The organism is Dyella sp. OK584, from assembly GCF_057787755.1.
The window spans coordinates 2,559,319-2,585,599 of record NZ_CM173542.1 but is presented as its reverse complement, the minus strand read 5'-3'; the positions used below and the strand labels follow the sequence as shown (position 1 = coordinate 2,585,599).

Below are 26,281 nucleotides of genomic sequence, written 5' to 3'. Positions count from 1 at the left end.
CGGTTCTGCCTGCGCCGTGACTTTGCCTGCGGCGCCGCCATGGACATGGCCAAAGCGCCAACGTTACCGGATTTGGGCCGTTTACGCCTCGCTGAGACGCGGATTCATGCCCAACAATTCGCGCGACTGACGGGCATCTTTGGCCATCTGGACGGTCAGGGCGTCCAGATCGTCGAATTTCTGCTCGTCGCGCAGCTTGGCCACGAATTCCACCGCCATGCGCTGGCCGTAGAGGTCACCGTCGAAATCGAACAGATGCACCTCCAGCAGCGGCTCGGGAACTTCATTGACAGTCGGCCGCACACCGAGACTGGCCACGCCCGGCCAACTGCATTCGCTTTCGCCCAGCCCCACTCGCACCGCAAAAATGCCATGGACCGGGCTGGTGCGATCGCGCAGGTGAATATTGGCGGTGGGATAGCCCAGCTGGCGCCCCAACTGCTTGCCGTATTCCACCTTGCCCTCGATCACGAAGGGGCGACCCAGCAGCGGCGCAGCCCCAGTGAACTCGCCCGCGGCCAGCAGCATGCGCACGCGGGTCGCCGAGACGCGTGCGCCGTCCAGCAGCACGGATGGCATGGTCCGGGCGACAAAGCCATGGACCTGACCCATCGCCTCAAGCAAGGCCACGTCGCCGCCCCGCTTGTGCCCGAAACGGAAATCACCGCCGACCCATACCTCGCGGGCAGCCACGCGCTCGACCAGCACGCGCCGCACGAAGTCCTCGGCGGACATCGCGGTCAGCGCACCGTTGAAGCGCAGCAGCAGCAGATGCTCCATGTCGGCCGCATCGAACCCAAGTAATTTCTCGCGCACGCTGGACAACCGCGGCACCGGTTCGGGAGAGAAGTAGGCCCGCGGCAGCGGCTCGAAGCTCACCACCACCGGTGTCAGGCCACGCTCGATCGCACGCTCGCGCACCTGCGCGAGCAAGGCCTGGTGACCACGATGCAGGCCGTCGAACGCGCCGACGGCGACCACACTGCCACCGGGCGCCAGACAGGGGCCGGCGACATCCCTGGAAAGTCTCATCATTCAGCGAGTATAGCGGCTGAGGCGCGCCGCCCAGCTTGCCCGCGAATCACACGCCACGCAGTTCGCGCAGACGGAACCCGGCCCCGAACAGCGTCGCTACATAGGCGCCGCCGCCCGCAACCACCAGCACGGCCAGATGCCACACGCGGGTCCATTTGTCCGCTTGCGTCCAGTCTGGCCAGATCCACATGCCCAGCAGCAGCACCACGATCATCACAGTGCAGGACAGCACCAGCCGCAGCATGTGACGCGACCAACCCGGCTGGCGCTCGTACACGCCGGCCTGACGCAGCCAGCGCCACAGCAAGCCCAGGTTGATATAGCTGGCCAGCGCACTGGCCATGCCCAGCGCCATATGCAAACCCGGCACCACGGCTATCCCATCCAGCCAGGGCAACTGCCTTTGTTCTGGCTTGGCCCACAGGACGAACAGGAAGGCCACGAACACGACATTCAGCACCATGTTCGCCACCAGCGAGGCCACGCCCGCGCGCACCGGCGTCCTGGTGTCCTGACGCGAGTAGAACGCCGGCAGCACCACCTTGACCAGGGCGAACGCCGGCAGACCAAAACTCAACGCGGTGATCGAGAGAGTCGCCATGCGCGTATCGAACGGCGTGAACTGGCCGTGCTGGAACAACGTCGCTACCAGCGGCCTGGCCAGCAGCATCAGGGCGAACATCGCCGGCACCGCGATCAGCAGCGTAATGCGCAGCCCCCAGTCCAGCGCCTTGGAAAAACCCTCTCGATCCGTGGTCACGTGATGTCGCGACAACGCCGGCAGGATCACCGTGCCCAGCGCCACACCGAACAGACCGAGTGGCAATTCGAGGAAGCGGTCAGCCTGCGACAACCAGCTCTGCGAACCGGTTATCAGGTAGGCCGCGATCACGGTATCCAGCAGCAGATTGATCTGCGCCACTGATGAGCCAAACAGGGTGGGCACCATCAACTTGAGGATGCGGCGCACATCCGGATGACTCCAACCCCAGCGCGGCAGAGTGAGCAGATCCAGCCCGCGAAGCGACGGCAACTGGAACAGCAACTGCAGGATGCCCGCCAGCAGAATCGCCCAGCCCATGGCCATGATCGGCGGATTCAGATGGCGTGACAGCCACAGCGCACCACCGATCATGCACAGGTTTAGGATCACCGGCGTCAGCGCTGGCAACGCGAAACGATGAAAGCTGTTGAGCGCACCACCGCTCAGCGCGGTCAGCGAAACAAACAGCAGAAACGGAAAAGTAAGCCGCAGTAATTGCGTGGTCAGCGCGAATTTCTCGGGCGTATCTGCCGCGCCCTGCGAGAACAGCGCAGCCACCTGCGGCGCAAAGACCACGCCCAACGCCGTGATCACCAGCAGCACGCCGCCCAACGTTCCCGAGACCCGCGACATCAGTTGCTTGAGGTCCTCATGGCTTCGTTTTTCCTTCACTTCCGTGAAGACCGGCACGAAGGCCGTGGAGAACGAACCTTCGGCAAACAGGCGGCGCATGAAGTTGGGAATGCGAAACGCCACCCAGAACGCGTCCGTCGCCGCATTGGCCCCGAACACCGCATTGATGGACATGTCCCGGACCAGACCGAGTACGCGCGAAATCATGGTCATGCTGCTGAACGACAGCAGCCCACGGAACATGCTGGGAGACTTCATGCCTCTGACGGAGCCTTTGCTTGATTGAGCGCCAGGCCGTGTCGAAACCGACCCCCTGCCCGGAAAGGCGCTTAGTGTGACAGCGCTTGTGGGCGAGATCACGGCCCAGACGTGGCATAATGCGGGCTACCCGCTTCCGCCTTGACGCCTTTCAGATAGCGCTGCAATAGGCTGAGCGTCTTGACAAACGGCTAACCTATTGACGCTGCGGCGCATTGGCCGCATAATCGCCGTCTTTTTCCAACCCAGCAATTCCGGAGTTCTACCTTGGCCAACATCAAGTCCGCGAAGAAGCGCGCGCGCCAGTCCGAGCAGCGCCGCCTGCGCAACGTCAGCGCCCGTTCCATGGTGCGCACCGCCCTCAAGAAGGTCGTCAAGGCCATTGAGGCCAAGGACAAGGCTGCTGCCACCGAGGCTTTTGCCGCCGCACAGCCGATCATGGATCGCTACGCAGCGCGCGGCCTGATCCACAAGAACAAGGCTGCTCGCCATAAGAGCCGTCTCAACGCGAAGATCCGCGAGCTGGCGTAAGCCTGCTGGTGTAACGATATTCGGGTTGGTCAGAAAAGCCGGCGAAAGCCGGCTTTTTTGTAGCTAATGGAGAGCGGGCCGGCGAAAGCCGGCTTTTGTGTAGCTGATGGAGAGCGGGCCGGCGAAAGCCGGCTTTTGTGTAGCCGATGGAGAGCGGGCCGGCGAAAGTCGGCTTTTGTGTACCCATCAGCGCCCGCCCGCCCCGATTTTAAGCCCTTTCTGCTTCGACGCGTTGCTGCATAGCCGCTATCCGTGAGGTAGCACGTCACCTATCTGGCGGGCGCCTGTCGCCAAGCATGTACCCAGCACATCGCTACGAGCCCTTCGGGCCATTTTCTTTGGGTTACTTTTCTTTGACTCCGGGCATCCTGCCCTCCGCCCTTCGGGTCGGCTTCGCCGTTCGTACGCGCTCCTGCGCGTGCGTGGGCCAGCAGAAGAAAAGTGACTCGAGCGTCCCACGGGGACTAGCTCCGCGTCGCCGGCAGGCGATTGAAACGCCCGCCGCGCAGGCGGCACCCTGGCGGCAAGGCGACAATCAAGCCATACCGCTACCGGGCCCCGGCCTGCACCCAGGTGACGGACGGCCAAAAAAAGAAGCAGCGAGGCGAGGCTGCCCCTCGCTCTAGCCCTTTCCCCAGTGGGGAGAGAGAGATAAAAAAAGCGGCCGGTGGCCGCCTTTTCATGGACTGGGGTTAGTAAACGAGGCTCGATTACTCCGCAGCCCCTTCCCCACGCCGCCGTACATCCCCCGGCAGCATATCGGTACGTTCCTGGTGCGCCATGTGCTGGGCCTCAAGGAAACGCCACACCTGCTGACACACCGGCGTTGTGTTCTCGCGCGCGATGGCTGAAACGAGGAACCACGGCTCCTTCCACTCCAGCCTCTTCACGATGTCCTCGGCAACGGCCTGTCGCTCATCCTCCGGCAGCACGTCCGCCTTGTTCATCACCAGCCAGCGCGGACGCTGCAGCAGCTCCGGATCGAACTTCTCCAGCTCCTGTTCGATGGCGTGCACCTGCTCCACCGGGTCGGAGCCGTCGATGGGCGCGATGTCGACGACGTGCAGCAACAAGCGCGTGCGCGACACATGACGCAGGAACTGGATACCCAGACCCGCACCGTCCGCCGCGCCCTCGATCAGGCCCGGGATGTCGGCGATCACGAAGCTCTGGTCGGTGCCCAGGCTGACTACGCCCAGGTTCGGGTGCAGCGTGGTGAACGGATAGTCGGCCACACGTGGCGTCGCCGCGGATACCGCACGAATGAAGGTGGACTTGCCTGCATTGGGGAAGCCGAGCAAACCCACGTCGGCCAGCAGCTTCAGCTCCATCTTCAGCTCGCGCACGTCACCCGGCGTACCCGGCGTTGACTTGCGCGGCGCGCGGTTCACTGAGCTCTTGAAGTGGATGTTGCCCAGGCCACCTTTGCCGCCCTGCGCCACAAGCAGGCGCTGGCCATGCTGGGTGAGGTCACCGATGGTTTCGTCGGTGTCGACATTGATGATCACGGTGCCCACTGGCACACGGATGAAGGTGTCCTCACCGCCCTTGCCGTACATCTGGCTGCCCATGCCGTTCTGGCCACGCTCGGCCTTGAACACGCGCTGGTGGCGAAAGTCGATCAGCGTATTGAGGCCTTCGTCGGCCACCAGCCACACCGAGCCGCCGCTGCCGCCGTCACCGCCGTCAGGGCCGCCAAAGGGAATGAATTTTTCGCGACGGAAGCTGATGCATCCGTTGCCGCCGTCACCGGCTTGAACCTTGATGATGGCTTCGTCGACGAATTTCATGGGAAGGGTCCGGGGGATAAGAAAACTTGGGGATGAGGACGCGCAGCCGCGCTGCATCATAAGGGATTCGGGGACTTGCGCCTTGCGCGCCCGATTCCGTCAGTCCACTTCCCGACAAAAACAAAGGCCCCGCCAAGGCGGGGCCTTCGCTGCAACATCGAAAGAGAATTAACCCTTGACGACGTCGACGAACCGGCGGTTCTGCGGGCCACGGACCTTGAACTGAACGGTACCGTCGACCAGCGCGAACAGGGTGTGGTCGCGACCAAGACCCACGCCGGTACCGGCATGGAACTGGGTGCCGCGCTGACGCACGATGATGTTGCCGGCCTCGATGGCCTGGCCACCGTAGATCTTGACGCCGAGGTACTTCGGGTTCGAATCGCGACCGTTGCGGCTGGAACCTACGCCTTTTTTATGTGCCATGACTTAGTGCTCCAGTTGCTCAGGCGTTGATGCCCGTGATCTCGACTTCGGTGAAATGCTGACGATGTCCCATCTGCTTCTTGTGGTGCTTGCGGCGACGGAACTTGATGATGCGGATCTTGTCGGCACGGCCGTGCTTGCGCACAGTGGCGCTGACGGTGGCACCAGCAACGGTGGGCGCACCAACGGTGATCGACTCACCGGCACCAACCAGCAGAACTTCGTCGAAGTTGATTGCGGCGCCTTCTTCGGCGTTCAGCAACTCCACGCGCAGGACGTCGCCCTGCTGAACGCGGTACTGCTTGCCGCCGGTCTTGATGACTGCGTAACTCATGGGAATATCCCTTCTGTCGTTATTCTCTTGGGCTCGCCGGCCGGAAACCGGCACTGACGAACTGCTGAGTATAGCGATCCGTCCGGTGTCTGGTCAATTACTGACCACTTGCCACCTGCAATCGGCCCCGCACACGCTCACTGACCGCCCTGGGGGTTGGCCTGGCTGGACGTTTTGGCCGGTGCCGCCTTGACATCCGCCGGGGCGGGAGCCTTGGTTTCCGTCTTGGCCGGGGCCTTTGCGGTAGCGGCGGGCTTCTTGGCGGGAGCCTTCTTGGCAGGTGCCTTGGCCTTGGATTTCGCCGGTGCCTTGGGAGTTGCCTTCACGGGCGCGTCCTCGGCCTCCCCGTCGTCGGTCTGCTGAACCGCTGCGCCGACAAGCCCCGCCGCGCCCCCGACCTGAGCCGACGCCGCGATCTTGGCTGGGCAGCGACCACTGGCGTCCAGGCTGCCCTTCTGCTTCAGCTCCGAAATCATCTGTTCGCTGCGGTCATGACTCCACTGCCGCCCCGCCTGATTGGCTTCCGCCATGGTGGTGGGCATCTCGTTGATCACTTTCTGACCAAGCGGGGAACGATAGAACCTCAGCAGGCCGTCCAGCTCGTCCGCTGTGAAATGGTGCTGATAAACGGGCACCAGGCGGCCGATGAACTGCTGGGTCCCATTGGCGTCGATGTAGTTCTGCCAGTAGTCGGCGGACACGCACGGCAGCGACTGCTGCATGGTCGTCACGGCCTGATAGTTCATCTGGCTCAGCATCTTGCCCACGCCGACGACGTCCATAAGCTGGCGAACCTGAGCTTCGCTGGCGGGCGCCGAAGCCGCTCTGGCCGTCACGCCAACCATTGCAAGCGCCAGCGTGGCGCCCCATTTGATCCAGTTACCCATCCGCACTCTCTGTTGCCCTGGCCCAGGCTGGCCAAAGACCTATTAAGCCATAGTCCGGCCGACCTTCCCTGAAGGCGGCCAGACGACTCGGGCGGGCAATAACTAACCTGGTTAGTTTGATATAGTGCAGTTTTTCCCTCACCCACTCTCCCGGGCGACATGGACACGATCCGCATACGCGGCGCACGCACGCATAACCTCAAGAACATCGACCTGGACCTCCCCCGTGACCGGTTGATCGTCATCACCGGCTTGTCGGGTTCGGGCAAGTCGTCGTTGGCATTCGACACGATCTACGCCGAAGGCCAGCGCAGGTACGTCGAATCACTTTCGGCCTACGCACGGCAATTCCTCTCGATGATGGAAAAGCCTGATGTGGACCACATCGAAGGTCTGTCGCCAGCCATTTCGATCGAGCAGAAGTCCACCTCGCATAACCCTCGTTCGACCGTGGGTACCATTACCGAGGTGTACGACTACCTGCGCCTGCTTTATGCCCGCGTAGGCACGCCACGCTGCCCGGACCACGGCATCCCGCTGGAAGCTCAGACCGTAAGCCAGATGGTGGACGCCACGCTCGCGCTCGATCCGGAGAAGCGCTATATGCTGCTTGCGCCGGTGATCCGGGAGCGCAAGGGCGAACATGTGCAGGTGTTCGACCAATTGCGCGCGCAGGGTTTCGTGCGCGCCCGCGTCGATGGCGCCGTCTACGACCTCGACGCCGTGCCGCCGCTCACGCTGCGCCAGAAGCACACCATCGAAGCGGTGATCGACCGCTTCCGTCCCCGTGACGACATCAAGCAACGCCTGGCCGAATCGTTCGAGACGGCATTGCGGCTTGGCGACGGCCTAGTGATCCTGGCCGACATGGACGACGCCAGCGCGAAGGAGCAGTTGTTTTCCTCGCGCTATTCCTGCCCCGTGTGCGACTACTCGCTGCCGGAGTTGGAGCCGCGCCTGTTCTCCTTCAACTCACCGGTGGGCGCTTGCCCCTCGTGCGATGGTCTCGGCGTCACCCAGGTGTTCGATGCCGCTCGCGTCGTCGGCCACCCGGAACTGTCCCTGGCGAACGGCGCGGTGCGTGGCTGGGATCGCCGCAATGCGCATTATTTCCAACTGATCCTTTCGCTGGCTGCGCACTACCGCATCGATGTCGACACGCCGTGGCAGAAACTGCCCGCTGATGTGCAGAAAGCCGTCCTGTATGGCAGCGGCAAGGAAAGCATCGCGTTCAAGTACCTCACCGAGCGTGGCGGCCGCGTTACGCGCGAGCATCCGTTCGAAGGCATCCTTCCGAACATGGATCGTCGCTACAAGGAAACCGAATCGCCTGCCGTACGCGAGGAACTGGCCAAGTACATCAGCGACCAGCCCTGCCCCGAATGCCACGGCCAGCGACTCAATCGCTCCGCACGCAACGTGTTCGTGGCCGATCACGCACTGCCCTCGCTCACCTCGCGTTCCATCGACGATTCACTCGCCTTCTTCGAAGCGCTCAAGCTCAGCGGATGGCGTGGCGAAATCGCGGTGAAGATCATCAAGGAGATCCGCGAGCGACTGACGTTCCTCAATGACGTGGGCCTCAATTACCTCACGCTGGATCGCCAGGCCGATTCGCTCTCCGGCGGCGAGGCACAGCGCATTCGCCTCGCCTCGCAAATCGGCGCGGGCCTGGTCGGCGTGATGTACGTGCTCGACGAACCGTCCATCGGCCTGCATCAGCGCGACAACGAGCGCCTGCTGGGCACGCTGACGCGACTGCGCGACCTCGGCAACACCGTTATCGTGGTCGAGCATGACGAAGACGCCATCCGCATGGCGGACCATGTTCTCGATATCGGCCCGGGCGCGGGCGTGCACGGCGGCGAAATCGTTGCGCAGGGCACGCTGAAAGATCTGCTCGCCTCGCCTCGCTCGGTCACCGGGCAGTTCCTCTCCGGCAAGCGCGGCATCAAGGTGCCGAAAGAGCGACGCCAGCAGCTCGACGCCGATTCGTGGCTGCACCTCAGGGGCGCCAGCGGCAACAATCTGAAGAACGTCGATCTGGGGATTCCCGCCGGCCTGTTCACCTGCGTCACCGGTGTGTCGGGTTCGGGCAAGTCCACGCTGATCAACGACACGTTGTTCCGGCTCGCCGCGACCGAATTGAATGGCTCAAGCGCACAAGCTGCGTCGTATGAGTCGATCGACGGACTGGAGCTGTTCGACAAGGTGGTGGACATCGACCAGTCGCCGATCGGCCGCACGCCTCGTTCCAACCCGGCTACATATACCGGCTTGTTCACGCCTTTGCGCGAGTTGTTTGCACAGGTTCCTGAAGCACGTGCGCGCGGCTACACGCCGGGCCGTTTCAGCTTCAATGTGCGCGGTGGTCGCTGCGAAGCCTGCGAAGGCGACGGCATGATCAAGGTGGAGATGCACTTTTTGCCCGACGTGTACGTGCCTTGCGACGTATGCCACGGCAAGCGCTACAACCGCGAGACGTTGGAAGTGCACTACAAGGGCCACACCATCGCCGACGTGCTCGACATGACGGTGGAAGATTCACTGAAGCTGTTTGAGAACGTACCGACCATCGCGCGCAAACTGGAAACGCTGCGCGCGGTCGGCCTGGACTACATCAAGCTCGGCCAGAGCGCGACCACGCTTTCCGGTGGCGAAGCTCAGCGCGTGAAGCTCTCCAAGGAACTATCCAAGCGCGACACCGGCCGCACGCTGTACATCCTCGACGAGCCAACCACCGGACTGCACTTCCACGACATCGAGCAACTGCTCGACGTGCTGCATCAGCTGGTCGACCAGGGCAATACGGTGGTGGTGATCGAGCATAATCTCGACGTGATCAAGACCGCCGACTGGCTGGTTGATCTCGGCCCGGAAGGTGGTGGCGGTGGTGGTCGCATCCTCGTCGCCGGCACGCCGGAAACGGTGGCTGCCACGCCAGGCTCGCACACGGGACACTTCCTTGCCTCGCATCTCGATATGAAGCCCGCCAAAGCGGCCAAGGTCGAGAACAACGGCAAGAGCAAACCCGCATTACGGAAGAAGACTGCATGAGCTCCACCCAGCCGGCGCCCCAGAAGCGCACCCGCAAGGCCGAGGCGCAGGACAGTGCCCCGGCCGCTCTGACTCTTCAGTTACCCGTAACGTCACCAAAGCCGCTGTTCGTCGCACCGATCGGCGTGCGTTGGCGCGACCTCGACGCGTTCAATCACGTCAACAATTCCAACTACCTCACCTACCTGGAAGAGGCGCGGTTGCAGTGGCTACGGCACGTGCCAGGCTGGTTCGATGAGCACTCGATGCCGGTGCTCGCCGCCAGCGAAATCAACTATCGCCGCCCGATCGAGTGGCCAACTCAACTGCAGGTGGAACTGAGCTGCGAGCGTCTCGGCAACAGCTCGATCACGCTTGCCCATCGCATTGTCGACGCCAGCGACAACGCACAGCTGTACAGCGACGGCAAAGTGGTGATGGTGTGGATGAACCCTGCCACGGGGAAACCGGTGGCGTTGCCGCAATCGATCCGGGACGCCGCCGAAAGCCACACTTGAACGGCATGCCCAAACTTTGGGGTTAAGTCATTCGAGCGACGGATGCCGCAGCTTCATGCGGCATCCGTAACATCCACGGCGACCACCCGAAAGGAGTTCGACCGTGAGCCAGTTCCCCCTCCGCACCCTTGCCTTCGCCATGGCTGTCGGCCTGAGTGCCTCGGCAGCAGCCTCGTCCGCTACCACCAGCCTTACGCTCTATCGCAGTGATGATGCCTCCTTGTTCAGTGCAGGCGACACCGGCAGTCTGAATGCCGGCTACGCCGTAGCGCGCGAGTCTCGGCAGTTGCAACTCAAGGCAGGCACGCAGGACATCACTCTTGGCGGCCTGCCGCAGTATCTCGACCCCGAAGCGCTGGCACTGAACGTCGATGGCGGCGCCGCCAAAGTCATCTCGCAACGCCTGCGTCTTGGCCAGGGCCAGAATGCTGCGCTGGGTAGCCTGATCGGTCAGCCGGTGGAAGTGCTCGCCACCAGTGGACAAGCGCTGGCCAGCGGCACCCTGCTGAGCGCTGGCGATGGCCTGCTGGTGCAGGATGGTTCCGGGCGCACGAGCCTGATCCGCGAGTACGCCGCCGTGCGCGCGCAAGGCAGCTTCCAGACTGGCGCGAGCCTGCAGATGCGCGTTGATGCGAGTCGTGCGGGCACGGCACAGGCCACGCTCAGCTACACCACGGCGGGACTCGGTTGGCGTGCCGCTTATGTAGGCACCCTGCTGCCGGGTAACAGCTGCAAACTGCAGTTCGAGTCGCGTGCCAGCATCGCCAACCGCAGCGGTCGCGACTGGAACGGCGTGCAGCTCACGCTGGTCGCGGGCGAGCCGCAGTTCGCCAAGCCGTCAGCGCCGCGGCCGATGCCCATGGCTTATGCCGCACGCGCCAAGACGGACAGCGCGGCACTGCCCGAGCAGGCTACGCTCGCTGATTACCGCACCTACACCTTGCCCGAAGCAGTCGACCTGCCTGATGGCAGCGTGAGCCAGGTGCCGCTTTACGCTACGCGCACGATCGACTGCGAGCGCACATCGCTCTATGAGAACGGCGGCGGCTGGATGCCTCCACAGCCCATGATCGGCCGCGACTACCTGCCAGGTGGCAATAGCGCGATTGTCAGCACGTTGCAGTTACGTGCCTTCGACAGCCTGCCTGCCGGCTATCTGCGCGTACTGACGGCCGATCGCAACGGCACGCCGCAGTTCATTGGCGAGGGACGCATCAACGACACGCCCAAGGGCAGCGATGCCCACATCGTGCTGGGCACCGCCTTCGATCTGCGCGGCGAGCGCGAGCGCACGGCCTTCAGCGTGGACAAGGCGGGCCGCACGCTGGATGAAGCGTTCCGAATCACCCTGGCCAATGCCGGCGATAGCGCACGCACTGTCACCGTGCGCGAGCACCCCTCTCGCTGGCGCCAGTGGACGCTGGTGTCGTCCAGCACCAAGCCCAGCCAGCAGTCGCCCGACACGCTGGAGTTCCAGGTACAGGTGCCTGCCGGCGGCAAGGCCACGTTGGATTACGCCGTTCGCTATCAGTGGACGGCTGAGGAACACCCTCAGTAAGAAGAACCCGTGGAGACAGGTGAGAAACGGGCAGAAAGGCTCACGCGACGTCAGGTTTGCTACTCTCGTTTCTCACCTTCGTCCCCCAACTTCACTCAGGCCCAGCCCATGCTCAACCTGATCACGCATGACGCCATCACCGAAATCAACATGGCGCGCCCGCCGGTCAACGCGCTCAACGTCGAGCTGCTGCGCGCCCTTCGCAACGCCGTCGATGACGCAGTGAACACCGGCGCCCGCGGCATCGTGCTGTCTGGTGCGCCGGGCATGTTCTCGGCCGGCGTGGACGTGCCTGCCTTGCTTGGTCGCGACCGCGACGGTGTACGAGATTTCTGGTGCGAATTCTTCCAGACCTGTTCGAAGCTGGCGATGTCGCCCGTCCCGGTCGTCGCTGCCATTACCGGGCATAGCCCGGCAGGCGGCGCCGTGCTCTCGCTGTTCTGCGACTACCGCGTGATGGCTGAGGGCCCGTTCCGCATTGGCCTCAACGAAGTGCAGGTGGGCCTGGTAGTGCCCGAGAGCATCCAGCTCGCGCTGCGCCGCATCGTTGGTGCTTATCGTGCCGAGCGGTTGATGGTGGCGGGCGCCATGATCGAATCCGCGCAGGCGCTGGCCTATGGTCTGGTGGATGAATTGACCGGTGTCGAGCAAGTCGTCACGCGTGCCATCCATTGGCTACAGGGCACGCTGGCCCTGCCATCCAATGCCATGCTCAGCACACGCGCCATCGCACGCGCCGAACTCACTGATGTCTGGGCAAACCCCGATGCACTGCCCATCGACCAGTTCATCGAAGCGTACTTCCACCCGGAAACCCAGGCCGTGCTGCAGCAACTGGTGGCGCGACTGAAGAAGAAGGATTGAGTGACGCCATAGCCCTGTAGGAGCGCACCCGCGCACGACCAGGCGCGGTGGCGTTACGGCATCGCAGGCTTTCGGCGCACAAGCTGCGCTCCTGCAATAAGCTTGGCAATCAACCCTTGGAAACGGGGCGGTTCGGGTCGCTGACCCAGCCGCTCCACGAGGGTGCATAGAGACGTGAACCCGTCAGCCCCGCATGCTCCATGGCCAGCAGGTTATGGCATGCGGTGACGCCGGAGCCGCACATATGCACCACATCCTGCGGCGCCTGCGTGCCCATGATCTCAAGGAATTCCTGTCGCAATGCCTCGGCAGGCTTGAACCTTCCGTTGGCATCCAGGTTGTCGGAAAACGGACGATTGAACGCTCCCGGCACATGGCCACCCACGCGATCGATCGGCTCCACCTCTCCGCGATAACGTGGCGCGGCGCGCGCATCGAGCAACAGTCGCTGCGGCACATCTAGCAACTGCGTGTGATCGACCAGGTACTGGCCAGCATCAAAATGCAGTTCCACTTTGGTGGGTGCGCGAACTGTTTCGCCCGACTCGACCCGCAGACCCGCCGCCAGCCACGCCGGATAACCGCCATCGAGCGCTGCGACCTCGCGTATCCCCGCCAGGCGCAGCAGCCACCACAGCCGTGCCGCCGCCAGCGAACCGCCCGCGGCGTCATAGCAAACCACCTGCAAGCCTGCGCGCCAGCCCCAACGCGATAGTGCAGCGGAAAATGCCGATGCCTTGGGCAATGGATGTCGCCCCAAACCCTCGGCCTGCCGTGAGAGATCGGAGAGATCCCGATCCAGACTCGCGTAAACCGCACCCGGAATGTGTCCTTCGCGGTAATCGCGTTCACCCTTGCCGACATCGCGGTCACCAGTGCCTGGCGCCATCAGCTCGAAGCGGCAATCGACGATGAGCACGTCCTGTGACGGTAGCGCGGCGAGTTCCCGAGCTTCGATCAATGTGGTCTTCAGCGTCATGCGCGGCCCATCCTCTGCAAGAGATTCAATACCATCGCGGCCGTGGCACCCCAGATGCGATGGCCGCCATGCATGAATTCCACCATGTCGCGGCGGTGCCCGCGAAAGTCCATCGTGTAGCGCCGCAAGTTGGCCGGTTCCATAAAGAACGACAGTGGTACTTCGAATACTTCGGCGACTTCAGCGGGCGCGGGATACAGTCGCGCCAATGGATCGATCTGGGCGACCACCGGGGTGATGTTGTAGCCGCTGATGGTCTCGAAACGGTCAAGGAACCCCACGGGGGTGACCAGCTTTCGCTCAAGGCCGATCTCCTCTTCGCTTTCGCGCAGTGCCGTGGCGATGGCGTCGGCATCTTCCGGATCGGTCCGGCCACCGGGAAAGGCCACCTGCCCCGCATGGGACTGCAGATGATCCGTACGCACGGTCAGCACCAGGCGCGGCTGCACGCCTTCGCGCACGCCAACCAGCACAGCGGCCGGACGGCGCGGCGTGTCGCCGATCAGTTCGGACATATCGGCATGATTCCAGCCCCGCCCTTCGGGCGGCGAGGAAAGCGGCAGCAGCGCGGAGCGCAGGTCGGTGAGCAGTTCGCTCATCACGGCACCTTGCGAGCAGGCAATACGTCACGCATCACGCGCAATCGCTCGACATCGCTCATGCCGCGCCAGCGAGCGATCTCGTCGCCGGTGCGCAGGCAGCCGACGCAATAGCCTCGAGGGTCGAGCTTGCAGATGCCGATGCAGGGCGACAGAGGAGCGGGAAGCGTGAGGGCGGAATCGTTGGGCATAAGCCCCATCATGCTAGCCGATTCGCCAAGAGCCTGTTTACGATCCCCACTTAGCCCGCGTTGAGATCGTAGACAGGCTCCAACCCGGCGGGTCGGCCGTCACTGCTGGATATCGAGCAGCTCGATCTCGAATACCAGCGCCTCGTTAGGCCCGATGCGCGGCAGCGCGCCACGCTGGCCGTAGGCCAGTTGCGGGGGGATCACTACTTTCCATCGATCGCCCACGTGCATGCGCGGGATCACGTCCTGCCAGCCGGAAATCACCTTGTCCACCACAAAGCGCACGGGAGCGCCATGCGCCCAGGTGCTGTCGAACTCCGTACCGTCGACCAGCATGCCGCGATAGTTCACGGTGACCTGGCTTGTGACAGTGGGGCTGACCTTGCCGTCGCCTTTCTTCAGCACCGCGTACTGGATGCCCGAGGGCAACTGCACTACGCCGGGTTGCTGGCGATTGCGCTCCAGATATTCAACGCTCTTGCGCGCGTTGCTCTCGGCGACGCGCTTGAACTCGGCCAAGGCCTGGGAGTGCATCTGCTGGTCGAGTTTCTGCAGCTGGTCGTGCATGTCCTGCATCGACACTGTTGGATGCTTCTTGGCATAAGCGTCCTGGATCGCGCGCTGTAGTGTAGGGATGTCGACATCCGGTTCGCCGTTGGCAAACTGGCTGCCAATCTGGAAGCCGATGGCATAAGACAGCTTGATCTTGTCGAGCTTGACCGATGAGGCTTCCGGCGAGGCGCCACCATCCTGCGCATGCGCCAACGCACCCCATAACAGGATGCCCAGAGCCAGCCAACGCAGTTGTGCCATGCCAATCTCCATTGCAGCGCGAACTCCCATCGTAAGCGGTCCGGGCTTATCGTGCAGCGAACGCCTGTCAACCGGGAGCCCCTGCTGAGAACGCCGGGAGAGTTAAAGGTTCCCACTGGTAACATCAGCACTTTACCTGCCGGAGTGAAGTCATGGCCTATCGGAACCTGGAAATCGCCAATCGCGGCGCGGTGCGCACCATCACCGTCAACCGCGAGGACAAGCTCAACGCGCTCAATCGCGAGACACTCAACGAGCTGACCCTGGCTTTCACCCAGGCCGCGCAAGACGATGCCGTGCGCGTGGTCGTACTGGCTGGCGCGGGCGAGAAAGCCTTTGTGGCCGGCGCCGATATCGCCGAAATGAGCGGCTACACGCCAGTGCAGGCACAGGGTTTCTCGCGTGCCGGCCAACGGCTGATGAGCCTGGTCGAACGCCTTGGCAAGCCGGTCATTGCGCGGGTGCAGGGCTTTGCACTCGGCGGCGGCATGGAACTGGCCATGTGTTGCCACCTGCGCGTGGCCAGCGAGAAGGCCAAGTTCGGTCAGCCCGAAATCAACCTTGGCCTGATCCCGGGCTTTGGCGGCACCCAGCGCCTGTTGCGCCTGGCGGGCCGCAGCGCCACGCTGGAGCTGTGCCTGACCGGTGCGCTGATCAGCGCACAGCGTGCGTATGAATTGGGTGTAGTCACTCGCGTGGTGGCGCCTGAAGCGTTGGACGAAACGGTGAATGCGCTGGCCGACCAGTTGGCCGCAGCCGCACCGCTTGCGGCTGCCGGAATTCTGGATGCCGTGCTGCAGGGCGGCGAGACCAGCATCGATCAGGGCCTGGAGTTCGAGACGCAGGCGTTCGCCCTCGCCTTCTCCACCGAGGATATGCGCGAAGGCACCACGGCGTTTCTGGAGAAGCGCAAGGCGCAGTTCAAGGGGCGCTGATCGCTGCGCTTCGCAGCGATCAAAAAGCAAATATGAAGCTCTTGATCGGAAGGCCGGGCATTGCCTGGCCTTCAACTACCCCTGTCAGTGGTCGCCGCGATACTTCTTTTCGCCCGCGGTCACCGCAAGATCCAACCGATTCTCAGGCGGCGCGAGCGGACAGGTGGCGTACGGCGTGAAGGCGCAGGGCGGGTTGTAGGCTCGGTTGAAATCGAGCACCACCTTGCCGTCCTTGGGCAAGTCTGCGTAGAGGAAGCGCGCCGCGCCGTAGGTTTCGCGGCCCGACGTGCGATCGGCAATCACGAAGAACAGCGAGTCCGGTTCTTCCTGGATCGGCATCAGCTCGTACGTGTGACCGTCGCGATGGAACACCGCCTTGCCCGGCACCTTTTCCTTGTTGATGGTGCCGAGTACCGAGCCTATCTCCAGCTCATGCGGCGGATCGAATGGCACCCAGTCCGCGACGATGCGCCACGACGAATCCATGGGGAAATAGTCGAGACCGAGGAAATGGGTGCGCGTCTGCGCATTACTGTCTTTCACGCGAAGCGCCTTGCGACCATCGCGCTCAATGACCAGAAAACTCACGCTACCAAACGCGACCGTGCTGGGCGCGCCTTCGCCAGCATGCGCGTCGTCGAGCAGGTCAGCCTCTTGCACGGCCTTGCCATCGACCGTGGCGCCGCTGTTCTGGTCGAGCACGATGTGCAGAGAACCACCTTTGCCCAGCGTCACCACGCCAAGATGCGCAGGGCCGGCCTTGAGCACGATGTCGTTGTCGGCAGCGCTGCCAACCCGGTTGGCGCCTTCCTTCAGCCACTCCAGCCCGATCAGGCTCAACCAGCCATTGGACGCCGTGAGACTGGCAAGGCGTTTGTTCTGCCATTGCTGTGTCTGCTGGGAAAAATCGGCAGCGGTATCGATGGACTGGGCATGCACAGCAGTAACTCCAAGGCTCAAGGCGAAAGCGAGAACGGCGGTACGCAACATGGCAGGCCCCGTCGGATCGAGGCTCCGAGTATGGCCGTCCATTTGCCAACGTGGCAAGCGCGGCGAAACTCTGTCAGCGGCCGCGCAGGAACAGCTTGTCCAACTCGGGCAGACTCAGCTGTATCCACGTGGGACGACCATGGTTGCATTGGCCGGAGCGCTCGGTGGCTTCCATCTCACGCAGCAGCGCGTTCATTTCCGGAATCGTAAGACGTCGCCCCGCCCGCACCGAACCGTGGCAGGCCATGGTGGAAAGCAGTTCGTTCTCAAGTTCCTGCAGGCGACGTGAACTACCGTGCTGGGCCAATTCGGACAGCACATCGCGGCACAACTGCGCCACATCCGCGCCCTCCAGCAGCGCAGGGATACGTCGCACCACGACGCCGGACGGACCGCTGCGCGACAACTCCATGCCCCACTCAGCCAATGCTTCGGCATGCTCCTCGGCAGCGGCCGCTTCCTTCGCGCTTACCGCCACATTCAACGGCACCAGCAACATCTGCGAGCGCAAATTACTGTAGGCACGACCAGTTTTGAGCTTCTCGTAGGTGATGCGCTCGTGCGCCGCGTGCATGTCCACCAGGATCAGGCCGTGCGCATTCTCGGCAAGGATATAGATGCTCTTGAGCTGGGCGATGGCGAAGCCCAGCGGCGGTGCCTCATCGTCGTTCGCCTCCGGCATCGGTGCATTCGCTGCGAAGGTCAGCGGCGTCTGCGCCATCGCGTGTTCACCGAGCAGTGCGGCATAGCCTGCCAGCGGCTCGTCACGCACACCCAGGCTCAGCCTGTTCTGGCTGAAAGCATTGGGCCATGCTGGCGCAGAGATCGCCGGTGACGACGAATAAGATATCCCGTACGACGGCATGATGGCTGACGCATTTTCCTGGGAAGGCAAACCCACCTGCCCCGCCCGTGTCTGCGCAAGCGCCTCATGCAGCGTGCGGAACAGGAAGTCGTGCACCAGTCTTTGTTCGCGAAAGCGCACTTCTTGCTTGGCCGGATGCACGTTCACATCCACGCCCGCCGGATCGAGTTCGAGGTAAAGCACAAACGCAGCGTGGCGACCATGGAACAGTACGTCGGCATACGCCTGCCGCACCGCATGCGCGACAATGCGATCACGCACCAGTCGACCGTTGACGTAGAAATACTGCGAGTCGGCTTGCGAGCGCGAGGCCGTGGGCAAGCCCACCCAACCGGACAAGTGCAACCCCGCCGCAGCATGGTCGATGCGCAAGCTCTGCGCCGGGAAATCCTCGCCCAGCACCTCGGCCACACGCTGCAGCGCAGCGCTCTCATCGCGTGCTGCCTTGAGGATACGTACCGGTTTGCCATTGTGGCTGAGACGAAATTCCACCGAACCGCGCGCCAGCGCCAGCGACTTCAGCAGATCGTCAATGTGCGCGAACTCGGTCCGTTCGGCACGGAGAAATTTTCGACGCGCAGGCACGTTGTAGAACAGGTCGCGCACTTCGACACTGCTGCCCTGCGGATGCTGCGCAGGTCGTGCAGCCTGCATCTTGCCGCCATCCACTTCGATGCGAAACGCAGCGTCCTGGCCCTGCGCGCGCGAGGTCAGCGCAAAGCGTGCCACGGAAGAAACCGAAGCCAGCGCTTCGCCGCGAAAACCCATGCTGGCCACGTGCTCCAGATCGTCGAAGCTGCCGATCTTGCTGGTAGCGTGCGATGCCACCGCCAGTTGCAACTCGTCCGGCACGATGCCGCAACCGTCATCGCGCACGCGAATCAAGCGCGAGCCACCTTGCTCGATATCCACCTCGATGCGCGTGGCGCCCGCGTCGAGACTGTTCTCGACCAGCTCCTTGACGACGGAGGATGGCCGTTCGATCACCTCGCCGGCGGCGATCTGGTTGATGAGTTGAGGCGGAAGGGGGCGGATGACAGGCATCGGTGAAGCTTAGAACCTGTCGCGCCACGGCGAAAGCAAAAGCGCCGCCCGAAGGCGGCGCCAGTATCTCGGGCTGAGCGCTTCAACCGGCCGGAATGGTCAGCATCATGCCTACGCGCACATTGCTGTCGCCATCGATGCGATTGGCGCTCTTCAGTGCGTTCACACTCACCCCATACTGGTGGGCAATGCTGCGTAGACTCTCGCCCCGCTCGACACGATGCAGGTCACGCACACCATCGTCTGCACGGGCGGTATCACTGTCGGAACCGTTGTTCGCGGTGGAAGACATGGCCTGAGCTACTGCCTTGCCAGCCTTGACCGAGGTGTCGTCGTCATCGACCTGCGAGGAGGCCATCGTTGCGACGCCGTTGCGGCGTGACGCCTGCGCCGCAAACCAGCTACCTGGTGGTGGCGTGGCTTCGAAATAACCCTTGACGCCGTTCATCACCGCCGTGGCCAGGCGCGCCTGATGCGAGGAATCGCGCAACTTGCGCTCCTCGTCCGGATTGCTGATGAAAGCCGTCTCGACCAGGATCGAGGGGACATCCGGGGAACGCAGCACCACGAAGTTGGCGCGTTCCACATAGCCGCGATGGGTCGGACCGAGATTACCCAGCGCCTTCAGCACGTTACCGGCCACCGACTCGCTGGCCTGCATCGAGTAGCCCTGCTGCAGGTCGAGCAGCACGGCGGCCAGGCCGTCGTTCTTGTCATCGAGCGTCACGCCGCCGATCAGGTCGGCACGGTTCTGGCCGTCCGCCAGCCAGCGGGCCGCCATGCTGGTCTTGCCGCGCGGCGACAACACCCACACCGACGAGCCCTTGGCGTCGCCGTTGATGAATGCATCGGCATGGATCGAGATGAACAGGTCAGCCGAGTTGTTGCGTGCTATCTGGTAGCGCTGCGCCAGCGGGATGAAGAAATCCGCGCTGCGCGTGAGCACGGCACGCATGCCGGGCTGCTGGTTGATCTGGTCGGCGAGCTGGCGAGCCACAGCCAGCGTGACGTTCTTCTCCAGCGTGCCACCCGGGCCATGGGCGCCGGGATCGTCGCCACCGTGGCCGGCGTCGACGGCAATCACCACCTTGCGCTCGCCGTTCAACAGGGCCGCCGCCGCGCGGGTCGACGCCATGCCGCTCTGCGTCGGCTTGAGCGAAGACTTGCCGGTATTGCGCACCGGTGAAGGTTCGGACACCGGCATCGGCGGAGGCGTCGGGTCGGCAGCCGCAGACGCCGTTGCGCTGTCGTCGGTCTCGATTGGGCGCGTCGGCTTGGCTGCCACACCACTGCCCGGATAAAGGTCGACCACCAGGCGGTATCCGTATTCCGCCTGCGGGTTCAACAGGAAGCTCTTGACGTTGCTTGTCGGATCGATCTTCGCCGTGAGCCTGACGTTGCTGCCCTGCCGTGCACCGCTGAGGCCCTTGTACAGGCCTTGCGCAGCCGGCGAGCTGAAGCTGTCGCTGATGGAGCTGCTCTCCACATCGACGGTGAGCTGGTCGCCGTCCTGCTTGACCTTGTAGGTAACCGGGCCAGACACATCCAGCACTACCCGGGTGTATTCAGGGCCGGCCCAGACGCGCGCGGACTTCACATCGGCGGCATGCGCAGCACAAAACGGCACCAAGGCCATCAGGGCGATGGCGCCAAACTGAGCAGCATGCGTCCGAGATCCCTTCATGGAGCGGAATTGAAGCCCAGCCTTTCGCTGAATGCAAGAGGTTTTCCCTTGAATATCCATAACCTGCACGAAGTTTGTCAGACAACATCCAGCTATCGGCCGCAACCCACACAAACTGAAGGCTTAATCTGCCGACGGAATGACAGGAAAAATCTCAATGACTACCGATACTTAGCTGACAGGTGCCGTTCGTCAGTACCTGCGGACGCGGCTCAGGCGAGTCGCGAAGCCACCCGGACGCCGCGTTCGCTACGCGGCTCCACCATTGCCTTCCGACCGGTGCCGGCGTAGCCCAGATGCACCACCAGATCCGGGGCCGGCAACGCGCCCGCACCTCGTTCGGGCCATTCCACCAACACCAGCGCGCCCGGGTCGGACAAGGCATCCAGACCCAGCCATTCCAGTTCGCCGGGGTCGGCGATGCGATAGAGATCGAGGTGCCAGGCCGGCAGCTCTCGGGCGCGATACGACTCGACCAGGCTATAAGTTGGGCTTTTGATGCGCTCGCCCACGCCCAGCGCTCTCAGCAAGGCGCGGGCAAAGCTGGTCTTGCCGGCCCCAAGCTCACCGTGGAGATAAACCACCAGCCCTCCGTCGAGTGCGCCGGCCAGACGAGCGGCCAGCGCCGCGGTAGCTGCCTCATCCGGAAGCTCCCAACCGTGTTCCGTCATGATTCCCGCCCATTGAGCAGCAGTCTGAGTGGTTCAAACAGGTCGCTGGCCAGCAGGCCGCGCTCGCCATGGCGCCTGGCGGCCAAGTCGCCTGCACGTGCGTGCAGGCCTACGCCCAGGCAGGCCGCCGTCCAGGCATCGCACCCCTGAGCCAGCAGGGCCGCGACAATGCCCGTCAAAACGTCTCCCATGCCGCCTGTGGCCATGCCGGGATTGCCCCATGGACACACCATCACACGTCCTTCGGGATCAGCCACCAGGCTGCCCGCGCCCTTGAGAACGACCACGGCGCCATGGCGTCTGGCCAACTGACGCGCCGCTTCGAACCGATCCGCACCGATGGTGGCGGTATCGCAACCCAGCAATCGTGCCGCCTCACCCGGATGCGGCGTGAGCACGGCGACGCCCTTGAGCTGACGCGGTTCGCGCGCCAGCAGGTTCAATCCATCCGCGTCGAGCACCAGCGGCAGGCCGGCATCCAGCGCGGTCAGCCACAGCGCATGACCCCATGCGCCCTGTCCCAGCCCGGGCCCCACCGCAAGCACGGTCGCCCGCGGCAACAGTGCTTCCAGCGCCTGCGGTCCGTTGACCTCGTGGGCCATCAGTTCCGGTCGCGCGCTGTTGAGCGCCATAAGGTTCTTGGGGCGAGTGGCCACGCTCACCAACCCCGCGCCGGCGCGCAGCGCCGCCTCGCCACAGAGACGGATGGCGCCCGCGGTGCCGTGCTCACCACCAATCGCCAGCACATGGCCGTTGTTACCTTTGTGCGATTGACGAGGACGCGGCGGCAGCGTCGCCGGCTGCAGCAGTTCCGCATCGGCCTGGAAGCCCTGCCACAACGTTTCGGGCAGCCCCAGCGGCTCCCACTGCACCTGCCCCACGTAACCCGGTGCCAAGCCGGTGTAGAGACCGCGCTTGGCGGCAATGAACGTGACCGTGACATCGGCCTGCATCGCTTCGCCGAGCACGTTTCCGGAATCGGCGTTCACGCCTGAGGGCACATCGAGCGCCAAGACCGGCGCACCAAGCGCGCGAATGCGCCGCATCAGATCGGCTATTTCCGGTGCCAGCGCGCGTTGCAATCCGGTGCCGAAAAGCGCGTCCACCTGTACATCCACCGCTGGCAGCTCGATGTCCTCGTGCCAGGTGCGCACCGCGCCACGATGCTCGAACTCCCGCCGTGCACGCACGGCATCATCGCCACGGCTTTCGCCCAGTGCGATGACTTCCGCATGCAACCCTGCCTCGCGGGCAAGCGCGGCAAGCAGGAACCCGTCGCCGCCGTTGTTGCCCTGCCCGCAGTACACCGCGATACGCCTGGCATGCGGCCAGTGCAGACGAAGACAGACAAGGGCAGCGGCGGCCGCACGCTGCATGAGTTCGTATCCGGGGATGCCAAACTCATCGATGGCACGGCGATCGAGTGCGCGGACCTGGTCGACGGTATAGAGCTCGTGGCGATGGGCGCTGGCAGTCATGCGGGAATTATAGGCATGCGGACGGCGAGCGCCGCGCGCGCAGCGCCTACAATAGGCGCATGCCCCACACCGCACGCCCATTGACCGATTACGCCGCACTCGCCCACGACATCAAGTGTTGGGCACGCGAGCTGGGCTTTGCTGATGCAGGCATCGCAGGCACGAACCTGGGCGACGACGAGCTGCACCTGAAGCGCTGGCTGGAAGAAGGCCATCATGGCGAGATGGACTACATGGCACGCCACGGCGACAAGCGCAGTCGCCCCGCCGAGCTGGAGCCGGGCACGGTGCGCGTGGTTACCGTCCGCATGGATTACATACCGCCCGGCACACGCAACGCGTGGAACGTACTGGACGACGCCGAGGCCGGTTATGTGGCGCGTTACGCTCTGGGTCGTGACTACCACAAGCTGATGCGCAACCGGCTGCAGAAGCTGGCAGAACGTATCCACGGCGCCGTCGGCGATTTCGGCTACCGCGCCTTCGTCGACTCCGCACCGGTATTGGAAAAGGCCTTGGCGCGCAACGCCGGACTGGGCTGGATCGGAAAGCACACGGTGTTGATCAATCGTCACGCCGGCTCGTACTTCTTTCTCGGCGAGCTATACACCGACTTGCCGCTGCCTATCGACGAACCCGCCAGTGCGCACTGCGGCAGTTGCCGGCGTTGCATCGACATCTGCCCGACGCAGGCGATCATCGCGCCGTACAAACTCGATGCGCGCCGCTGTATCTCGTATCTCACCATCGAACTGCGCGGCAGCATTCCCGAAGAGCTGCGTGCCCCCATGGGCAACCGCATCTTCGGTTGTGACGATTGCCAGCTTATCTGTCCGTGGAACAAGTTCGCGCAGGACGCCACCGAACCCGATTTCGCGCCACGCCACAGCCTCGACGGCGCGAAACTGGTGGAGTTGTTTGGCTGGAGCGAGCAGGAATTCCTGCAGCGCACCGAAGGCATGGCAATCCGCCGCACGGGCTACGAAGGCTGGCTGCGCAATATCGCGGTGGCGTTGGGCAACGCACCGCATTCCGACGAAGTGCGCCAGGCACTGCTGGCGCGCGCCGAACACCCGTCAGGCATCGTGCGCGAGCACGTGGCGTGGGCATTGGCCCGGCACGCCGCCTAGACGCGTGCGAGCGGAGTCAGCGCGCGAAAAACCGATATTGCGTCGACGCGGCGATCGCTCAGCGGTCGTGCTTCTCCAGCGTGAGGCGACGTTGATGGATTGCTTCGATCAACGCGCCAGTGGCCGAATCGAATGCCGAGGTGTCTTCCGCGCTACCGTCCAGCGCCGGCAGGATCTGGCGCGCGATTGACTTGCCCAGTTCCACGCCCCACTGATCGAAAGCGTTGATGTTCCACAGATGGCCGAGCATGAACACCTTGTGCTCGTACAACGCGATCAGCGCGCCCAGTGTCTCAGGCGTGAGTGCGTCGAGCAGGATCACCGTGCTGGGGCGATCGCCCGGGAAGGTTCGCTGCGCCGCGAGCACGCGGCGCTCCTCTTCACTGCCTTGCTTCGCCTCGGCCAATGCTTCGCCGAACGTCTTGCCCAGTGCCAGCGCGGCGGCCTGCGCCAGCAGATTGGACAGCAAGGCATCGTGATTGGCGGCCAGGTCGTGCGCGGGTTTCACCACGCCGATGAACTCCAGCGGCACCACATCGGTGCCCTGATGCAGCGACTGGAAGTACGCATGCTGCGCATTGGTGCCCACGCTGCCCCACACCACCGGCGAAGTAGCCTGCGCCACCTGCTGCCCCTGCGGCGTCACCTGCTTGCCCAGGCTCTCCATTTCCAGTTGCTGCAGGTAGGAGGTGAGATCGGTAAGCAGGTCCGCATACGGCACCACGGCGCGACTGGCGCGCCCCTGCGCATTACGGTTCCACAGCTCCACCATGCTCAGCAGCACCGGCAGATTCTCCTGCCACGGCGCGCTACGGAAGTGATCGTCGATGTGCGCCGCACCCTTGAGCAAGGCATGGAAGTTGTAGCAACCGATAGCCAGCGCAAGCGACAGCCCCACCGCCGACCACAGCGAGAAACGGCCGCCGACGAAATCCCACATCGGGTACACCTGCGCCGCCGGCACGCCCCAGCTTTCAGCCGCGGCGACGTTCGCACTCACGGCCAGGAAATGGCGCGATACGGCAGCAGCATCGCCGTCATACGCGCGGCTGATCCACTCGCGCATCACGTTGCCGTTGAGCAGGGTTTCCTGCGTGGTGAAAGTCTTCGAGACCACGATCACCAGGGTGCGCTTAGGGTCGAGCTGATGCATCAACTCGTACGCCGACTGGCCATCCACATTGGTGAGGAAATGACTGCGCAGACCCGGCACGTGGTACGGCGCGAGTGCGCGAACGGCTAATCGCGGTCCGAGATCCGAGCCGCCGATGCCGATGTTGACCACGTCGGTAATACCTGGCGCGATGCCGAAAGCGGAGGCATCGCCCAGTCCGACCGCCTGTGCCAGGCCGTCGATGCGATGCAATGCCTGCTCGATCTCCTGCAGCGCCTCGCGCGGAGCCGGCGAAGGCAGCTGCGAGCCACTCGCACGCAACGCCGTATGCAGCACGGCGCGTCCTTCGGAGGTGTTGATGGGGGCGCCCGCGAACATCGCATCGCGTGCCGCTTGCCAGCCGCTGGCTTCCACGTGCGCGCCCAGCGCGTCGAGTGCTGCGCCGTCGAGCTTCTGGCGACTGAGATCCAACAGGATGGGCCCAACCCGGTGGCGCAGACGCTTGCCGCGCGCGATGTCCTTCAGCAATTCACGCAGGTGTGTGCGTGCAAGACGATCGACGTGCTCTGCCAGGAAGGACGAACGGCGTTCGGGCGACATGGTGGCTCATGCGTGACGGAGGGAGCTCTGATCTTACGCAGCTCCCAGCGTCTCGCGCCAGCAGATTGTTGCACCGCAACCTTACCCCACCGGCAGGCGGGGCAAGTGGGTTCAGGCCACTGCCATCTGCTTCGGGATGGAGCGATTGGTGTGCGAGATGCGGTTGTCGGCGTCCACGTAAACCAGGGTCGGCTGGAACTGCTCGACTTCGGCCTCGGAGAGCTGCGCGAACGCGGCGATGATGATCAGGTCGCCCGGCTGGGCGCGATGGGCCGCGCTGCCATTGACCGAGATGATGCCGGAACCTTCCTCGGCACGCAGCGCATAGGTGACGAAGCGCTTGCCGTTGTTGATGTTCCAGGCGTGAATTTGCTCATACTCGCGGATGCCGGAGGCATCGAGCAGCAGGCCGTCGATGGCGATGGAGCCTTCGTAATGAAGCTCGGCGTGGGTCACCGTGGCACGGTGAATCTTGGCCTTGAGCATGTTCAGGTTCATGACTTCAATTTTCCGGGGGTACAGATCGCGTAGCTCACCATTATCCGACCGGGGCGC

At 63.7% G+C, this 26,281-nt stretch carries 22 protein-coding genes and 1 pseudogene; 7 read left to right on the top strand and 16 right to left on the bottom strand.

The features are described 5' to 3' along the window. Positions 1-81: 81 nt before the first annotated feature. A complete protein-coding gene (locus tag AC3CBN_RS11600; protein ID WP_488633181.1) occupies positions 82-1,035 on the bottom strand; it encodes a bifunctional riboflavin kinase/FAD synthetase in 954 nt (317 codons plus the stop codon). Positions 1,036-1,081: 46 nt separating this feature from the next. Then, entirely contained in the window at positions 1,082-2,689 is a 1,608-nt protein-coding gene (murJ, locus tag AC3CBN_RS11595) for a murein biosynthesis integral membrane protein MurJ (RefSeq protein ID WP_488633180.1), read from the bottom strand. A gap of 267 nt (positions 2,690-2,956) precedes the next feature. Between murJ and rpsT the strand changes: the two genes are divergently transcribed. Then, positions 2,957-3,220 carry a 30S ribosomal protein S20 gene (gene rpsT, locus AC3CBN_RS11590; RefSeq protein ID WP_488633179.1) on the top strand — a complete coding sequence of 88 codons (264 nt, stop codon included), beginning with the start codon at positions 2,957-2,959 and terminating at the stop codon, positions 3,218-3,220. A 710-nt stretch (positions 3,221-3,930) separates the two neighbouring features. On the opposite strand, the gene cgtA is transcribed toward rpsT, so the two are convergent. The 4 genes from cgtA to AC3CBN_RS11570 form a co-directional block, all read right to left on the bottom strand. Next, positions 3,931-5,010 carry an Obg family GTPase CgtA gene (gene cgtA / locus AC3CBN_RS11585; RefSeq protein ID WP_488633178.1) on the bottom strand — a complete coding sequence of 360 codons (1,080 nt, stop codon included), beginning with the start codon at positions 5,008-5,010 and terminating at the stop codon, positions 3,931-3,933. A 168-nt stretch (positions 5,011-5,178) separates the two neighbouring features. Beyond that, entirely contained in the window at positions 5,179-5,436 is a 258-nt protein-coding gene (rpmA, locus tag AC3CBN_RS11580; RefSeq protein WP_445146687.1) for a 50S ribosomal protein L27, read from the bottom strand. A gap of 19 nt (positions 5,437-5,455) precedes the next feature. Continuing rightward, positions 5,456-5,770: a 50S ribosomal protein L21 gene (rplU, locus tag AC3CBN_RS11575; protein WP_488633177.1), complete on the bottom strand. Its 315-nt coding sequence runs from the start codon at positions 5,768-5,770 to the stop codon at positions 5,456-5,458. 137 nt (positions 5,771-5,907) lie between these two features. Continuing rightward, positions 5,908-6,657: a DUF2059 domain-containing protein gene (locus AC3CBN_RS11570; RefSeq protein WP_488633176.1), complete on the bottom strand. Its 750-nt coding sequence runs from the start codon at positions 6,655-6,657 to the stop codon at positions 5,908-5,910. A 159-nt stretch (positions 6,658-6,816) separates the two neighbouring features. On the opposite strand from AC3CBN_RS11570, the gene uvrA reads away from it, so the two are divergent. From uvrA to AC3CBN_RS11550, 4 genes are all read left to right on the top strand, one after another. After that, positions 6,817-9,714: an excinuclease ABC subunit UvrA gene (uvrA, locus tag AC3CBN_RS11565; RefSeq protein WP_488633175.1), complete on the top strand. Its 2,898-nt coding sequence runs from the start codon at positions 6,817-6,819 to the stop codon at positions 9,712-9,714. After that, entirely contained in the window at positions 9,711-10,211 is a 501-nt protein-coding gene (locus AC3CBN_RS11560) for an acyl-CoA thioesterase (protein ID WP_488633174.1), read from the top strand. The genes uvrA and AC3CBN_RS11560 overlap by 4 nt, the downstream gene beginning before the upstream one ends. 139 nt (positions 10,212-10,350) lie before the next feature. Next, entirely contained in the window at positions 10,351-11,769 is a 1,419-nt protein-coding gene (locus AC3CBN_RS11555) for a DUF4139 domain-containing protein (protein ID WP_488636719.1), read from the top strand. Between the two features lie 108 nt (positions 11,770-11,877). Continuing rightward, the gene (locus AC3CBN_RS11550) at positions 11,878-12,633 is read left to right on the top strand and encodes an enoyl-CoA hydratase/isomerase family protein (RefSeq protein WP_488633173.1); all 756 of its coding nucleotides are present in this window, start codon (positions 11,878-11,880) and stop codon (positions 12,631-12,633) included. Positions 12,634-12,742: 109 nt separating this feature from the next. On the opposite strand, the gene AC3CBN_RS11545 is transcribed toward AC3CBN_RS11550, so the two are convergent. The 3 genes and pseudogenes from AC3CBN_RS11545 to bamJ form a co-directional block, all read right to left on the bottom strand. After that, positions 12,743-13,612, bottom strand: a complete 870-nt coding sequence (locus AC3CBN_RS11545; protein WP_488633172.1) for a sulfurtransferase — start codon at positions 13,610-13,612, stop codon at positions 12,743-12,745. After that, positions 13,609-14,414 (bottom strand): annotated as a pseudogene (locus AC3CBN_RS11540) (CoA pyrophosphatase). The gene AC3CBN_RS11545 and the pseudogene AC3CBN_RS11540 overlap by 4 nt, the downstream one beginning before the upstream one ends. Positions 14,415-14,501: 87 nt before the next feature. Next, positions 14,502-15,215, bottom strand: a complete 714-nt coding sequence (gene bamJ / locus AC3CBN_RS11535) for a BamJ family beta-barrel-assembly machinery protein (RefSeq protein ID WP_488633171.1) — start codon at positions 15,213-15,215, stop codon at positions 14,502-14,504. 152 nt (positions 15,216-15,367) lie between these two features. On the opposite strand from bamJ, the gene AC3CBN_RS11530 reads away from it, so the two are divergent. Further along, complete coding sequence (locus AC3CBN_RS11530) at positions 15,368-16,150, top strand: enoyl-CoA hydratase/isomerase family protein (protein ID WP_488633170.1); 783 nt, start codon at positions 15,368-15,370, stop codon at positions 16,148-16,150. A gap of 84 nt (positions 16,151-16,234) precedes the next feature. Here AC3CBN_RS11530 and AC3CBN_RS11525 read toward each other — a convergent pair whose 3' ends face one another. From AC3CBN_RS11525 to AC3CBN_RS11505, 5 genes are all read right to left on the bottom strand, one after another. Then, positions 16,235-17,140 (bottom strand): DUF1684 domain-containing protein, encoded by a 906-nt coding sequence (locus AC3CBN_RS11525; protein WP_488633169.1) that lies wholly within the window; start codon positions 17,138-17,140, stop codon positions 16,235-16,237. Between the two features lie 73 nt (positions 17,141-17,213). Next, positions 17,214-19,049: a DNA mismatch repair endonuclease MutL gene (gene mutL / locus AC3CBN_RS11520; RefSeq protein WP_488633168.1), complete on the bottom strand. Its 1,836-nt coding sequence runs from the start codon at positions 19,047-19,049 to the stop codon at positions 17,214-17,216. An 82-nt stretch (positions 19,050-19,131) separates the two neighbouring features. Next, positions 19,132-20,733 carry an N-acetylmuramoyl-L-alanine amidase gene (locus AC3CBN_RS11515; RefSeq protein ID WP_488633167.1) on the bottom strand — a complete coding sequence of 534 codons (1,602 nt, stop codon included), beginning with the start codon at positions 20,731-20,733 and terminating at the stop codon, positions 19,132-19,134. A gap of 212 nt (positions 20,734-20,945) precedes the next feature. After that, on the bottom strand, positions 20,946-21,404 hold the full coding sequence (gene tsaE / locus AC3CBN_RS11510) for a tRNA (adenosine(37)-N6)-threonylcarbamoyltransferase complex ATPase subunit type 1 TsaE (protein WP_488633166.1): 459 nt from the start codon (positions 21,402-21,404) through the stop codon (positions 20,946-20,948). After that, positions 21,401-22,882: an NAD(P)H-hydrate dehydratase gene (locus tag AC3CBN_RS11505; RefSeq protein WP_488633165.1), complete on the bottom strand. Its 1,482-nt coding sequence runs from the start codon at positions 22,880-22,882 to the stop codon at positions 21,401-21,403. Before AC3CBN_RS11505 ends, tsaE begins: the two co-directional genes overlap by 4 nt. Before the next feature lie 59 nt (positions 22,883-22,941). On the opposite strand from AC3CBN_RS11505, the gene queG reads away from it, so the two are divergent. Then, positions 22,942-24,012 carry a tRNA epoxyqueuosine(34) reductase QueG gene (queG, locus tag AC3CBN_RS11500; RefSeq protein WP_488633164.1) on the top strand — a complete coding sequence of 357 codons (1,071 nt, stop codon included), beginning with the start codon at positions 22,942-22,944 and terminating at the stop codon, positions 24,010-24,012. Positions 24,013-24,070: 58 nt separating this feature from the next. Here queG and pgi read toward each other — a convergent pair whose 3' ends face one another. Both pgi and panD read right to left on the bottom strand, forming a co-directional pair. After that, positions 24,071-25,726 (bottom strand): glucose-6-phosphate isomerase, encoded by a 1,656-nt coding sequence (gene pgi, locus AC3CBN_RS11495; protein ID WP_488633163.1) that lies wholly within the window; start codon positions 25,724-25,726, stop codon positions 24,071-24,073. Positions 25,727-25,837: 111 nt separating this feature from the next. Continuing rightward, positions 25,838-26,224, bottom strand: a complete 387-nt coding sequence (gene panD, locus AC3CBN_RS11490) for an aspartate 1-decarboxylase (RefSeq protein ID WP_488633162.1) — start codon at positions 26,222-26,224, stop codon at positions 25,838-25,840. Positions 26,225-26,281 lie beyond the last annotated feature (57 nt).

Excerpts from the sequence above, each read along its gene's own strand:
- murJ (WP_488633180.1), bottom strand. The coding sequence starts at position 2,689 with ATGAAGTCTCCCAGCATGTTCCGTGGGCTGCTGTCGTTCAGCAGCATG.
- rpmA (WP_445146687.1), bottom strand. The coding sequence starts at position 5,436 with ATGGCACATAAAAAAGGCGTAGGTTCCAGCCGCAACGGTCGCGATTCG.
- AC3CBN_RS11505 (WP_488633165.1), bottom strand. The coding sequence starts at position 22,882 with ATGACTGCCAGCGCCCATCGCCACGAGCTCTATACCGTCGACCAGGTC.
- tsaE (WP_488633166.1), bottom strand. The coding sequence starts at position 21,404 with ATGACGGAACACGGTTGGGAGCTTCCGGATGAGGCAGCTACCGCGGCG.
- uvrA (WP_488633175.1), top strand. The coding sequence starts at position 6,817 with ATGGACACGATCCGCATACGCGGCGCACGCACGCATAACCTCAAGAAC.
- queG (WP_488633164.1), top strand. The coding sequence starts at position 22,942 with ATGCCCCACACCGCACGCCCATTGACCGATTACGCCGCACTCGCCCAC.
- AC3CBN_RS11600 (WP_488633181.1), bottom strand. The coding sequence starts at position 1,035 with ATGATGAGACTTTCCAGGGATGTCGCCGGCCCCTGTCTGGCGCCCGGT.
- mutL (WP_488633168.1), bottom strand. The coding sequence starts at position 19,049 with ATGCCTGTCATCCGCCCCCTTCCGCCTCAACTCATCAACCAGATCGCC.
- AC3CBN_RS11560 (WP_488633174.1), top strand. The coding sequence starts at position 9,711 with ATGAGCTCCACCCAGCCGGCGCCCCAGAAGCGCACCCGCAAGGCCGAG.
- AC3CBN_RS11530 (WP_488633170.1), top strand. The coding sequence starts at position 15,368 with ATGGCCTATCGGAACCTGGAAATCGCCAATCGCGGCGCGGTGCGCACC.
- AC3CBN_RS11525 (WP_488633169.1), bottom strand. The coding sequence starts at position 17,140 with ATGTTGCGTACCGCCGTTCTCGCTTTCGCCTTGAGCCTTGGAGTTACT.
- cgtA (WP_488633178.1), bottom strand. The coding sequence starts at position 5,010 with ATGAAATTCGTCGACGAAGCCATCATCAAGGTTCAAGCCGGTGACGGC.
- AC3CBN_RS11515 (WP_488633167.1), bottom strand. The coding sequence starts at position 20,733 with ATGAAGGGATCTCGGACGCATGCTGCTCAGTTTGGCGCCATCGCCCTG.
- AC3CBN_RS11555 (WP_488636719.1), top strand. The coding sequence starts at position 10,351 with ATGGCTGTCGGCCTGAGTGCCTCGGCAGCAGCCTCGTCCGCTACCACC.
- panD (WP_488633162.1), bottom strand. The coding sequence starts at position 26,224 with ATGAACCTGAACATGCTCAAGGCCAAGATTCACCGTGCCACGGTGACC.
- bamJ (WP_488633171.1), bottom strand. The coding sequence starts at position 15,215 with ATGGCACAACTGCGTTGGCTGGCTCTGGGCATCCTGTTATGGGGTGCG.
- pgi (WP_488633163.1), bottom strand. The coding sequence starts at position 25,726 with ATGTCGCCCGAACGCCGTTCGTCCTTCCTGGCAGAGCACGTCGATCGT.
- AC3CBN_RS11545 (WP_488633172.1), bottom strand. The coding sequence starts at position 13,612 with ATGACGCTGAAGACCACATTGATCGAAGCTCGGGAACTCGCCGCGCTA.
- AC3CBN_RS11570 (WP_488633176.1), bottom strand. The coding sequence starts at position 6,657 with ATGGGTAACTGGATCAAATGGGGCGCCACGCTGGCGCTTGCAATGGTT.
- rplU (WP_488633177.1), bottom strand. The coding sequence starts at position 5,770 with ATGAGTTACGCAGTCATCAAGACCGGCGGCAAGCAGTACCGCGTTCAG.
- AC3CBN_RS11550 (WP_488633173.1), top strand. The coding sequence starts at position 11,878 with ATGCTCAACCTGATCACGCATGACGCCATCACCGAAATCAACATGGCG.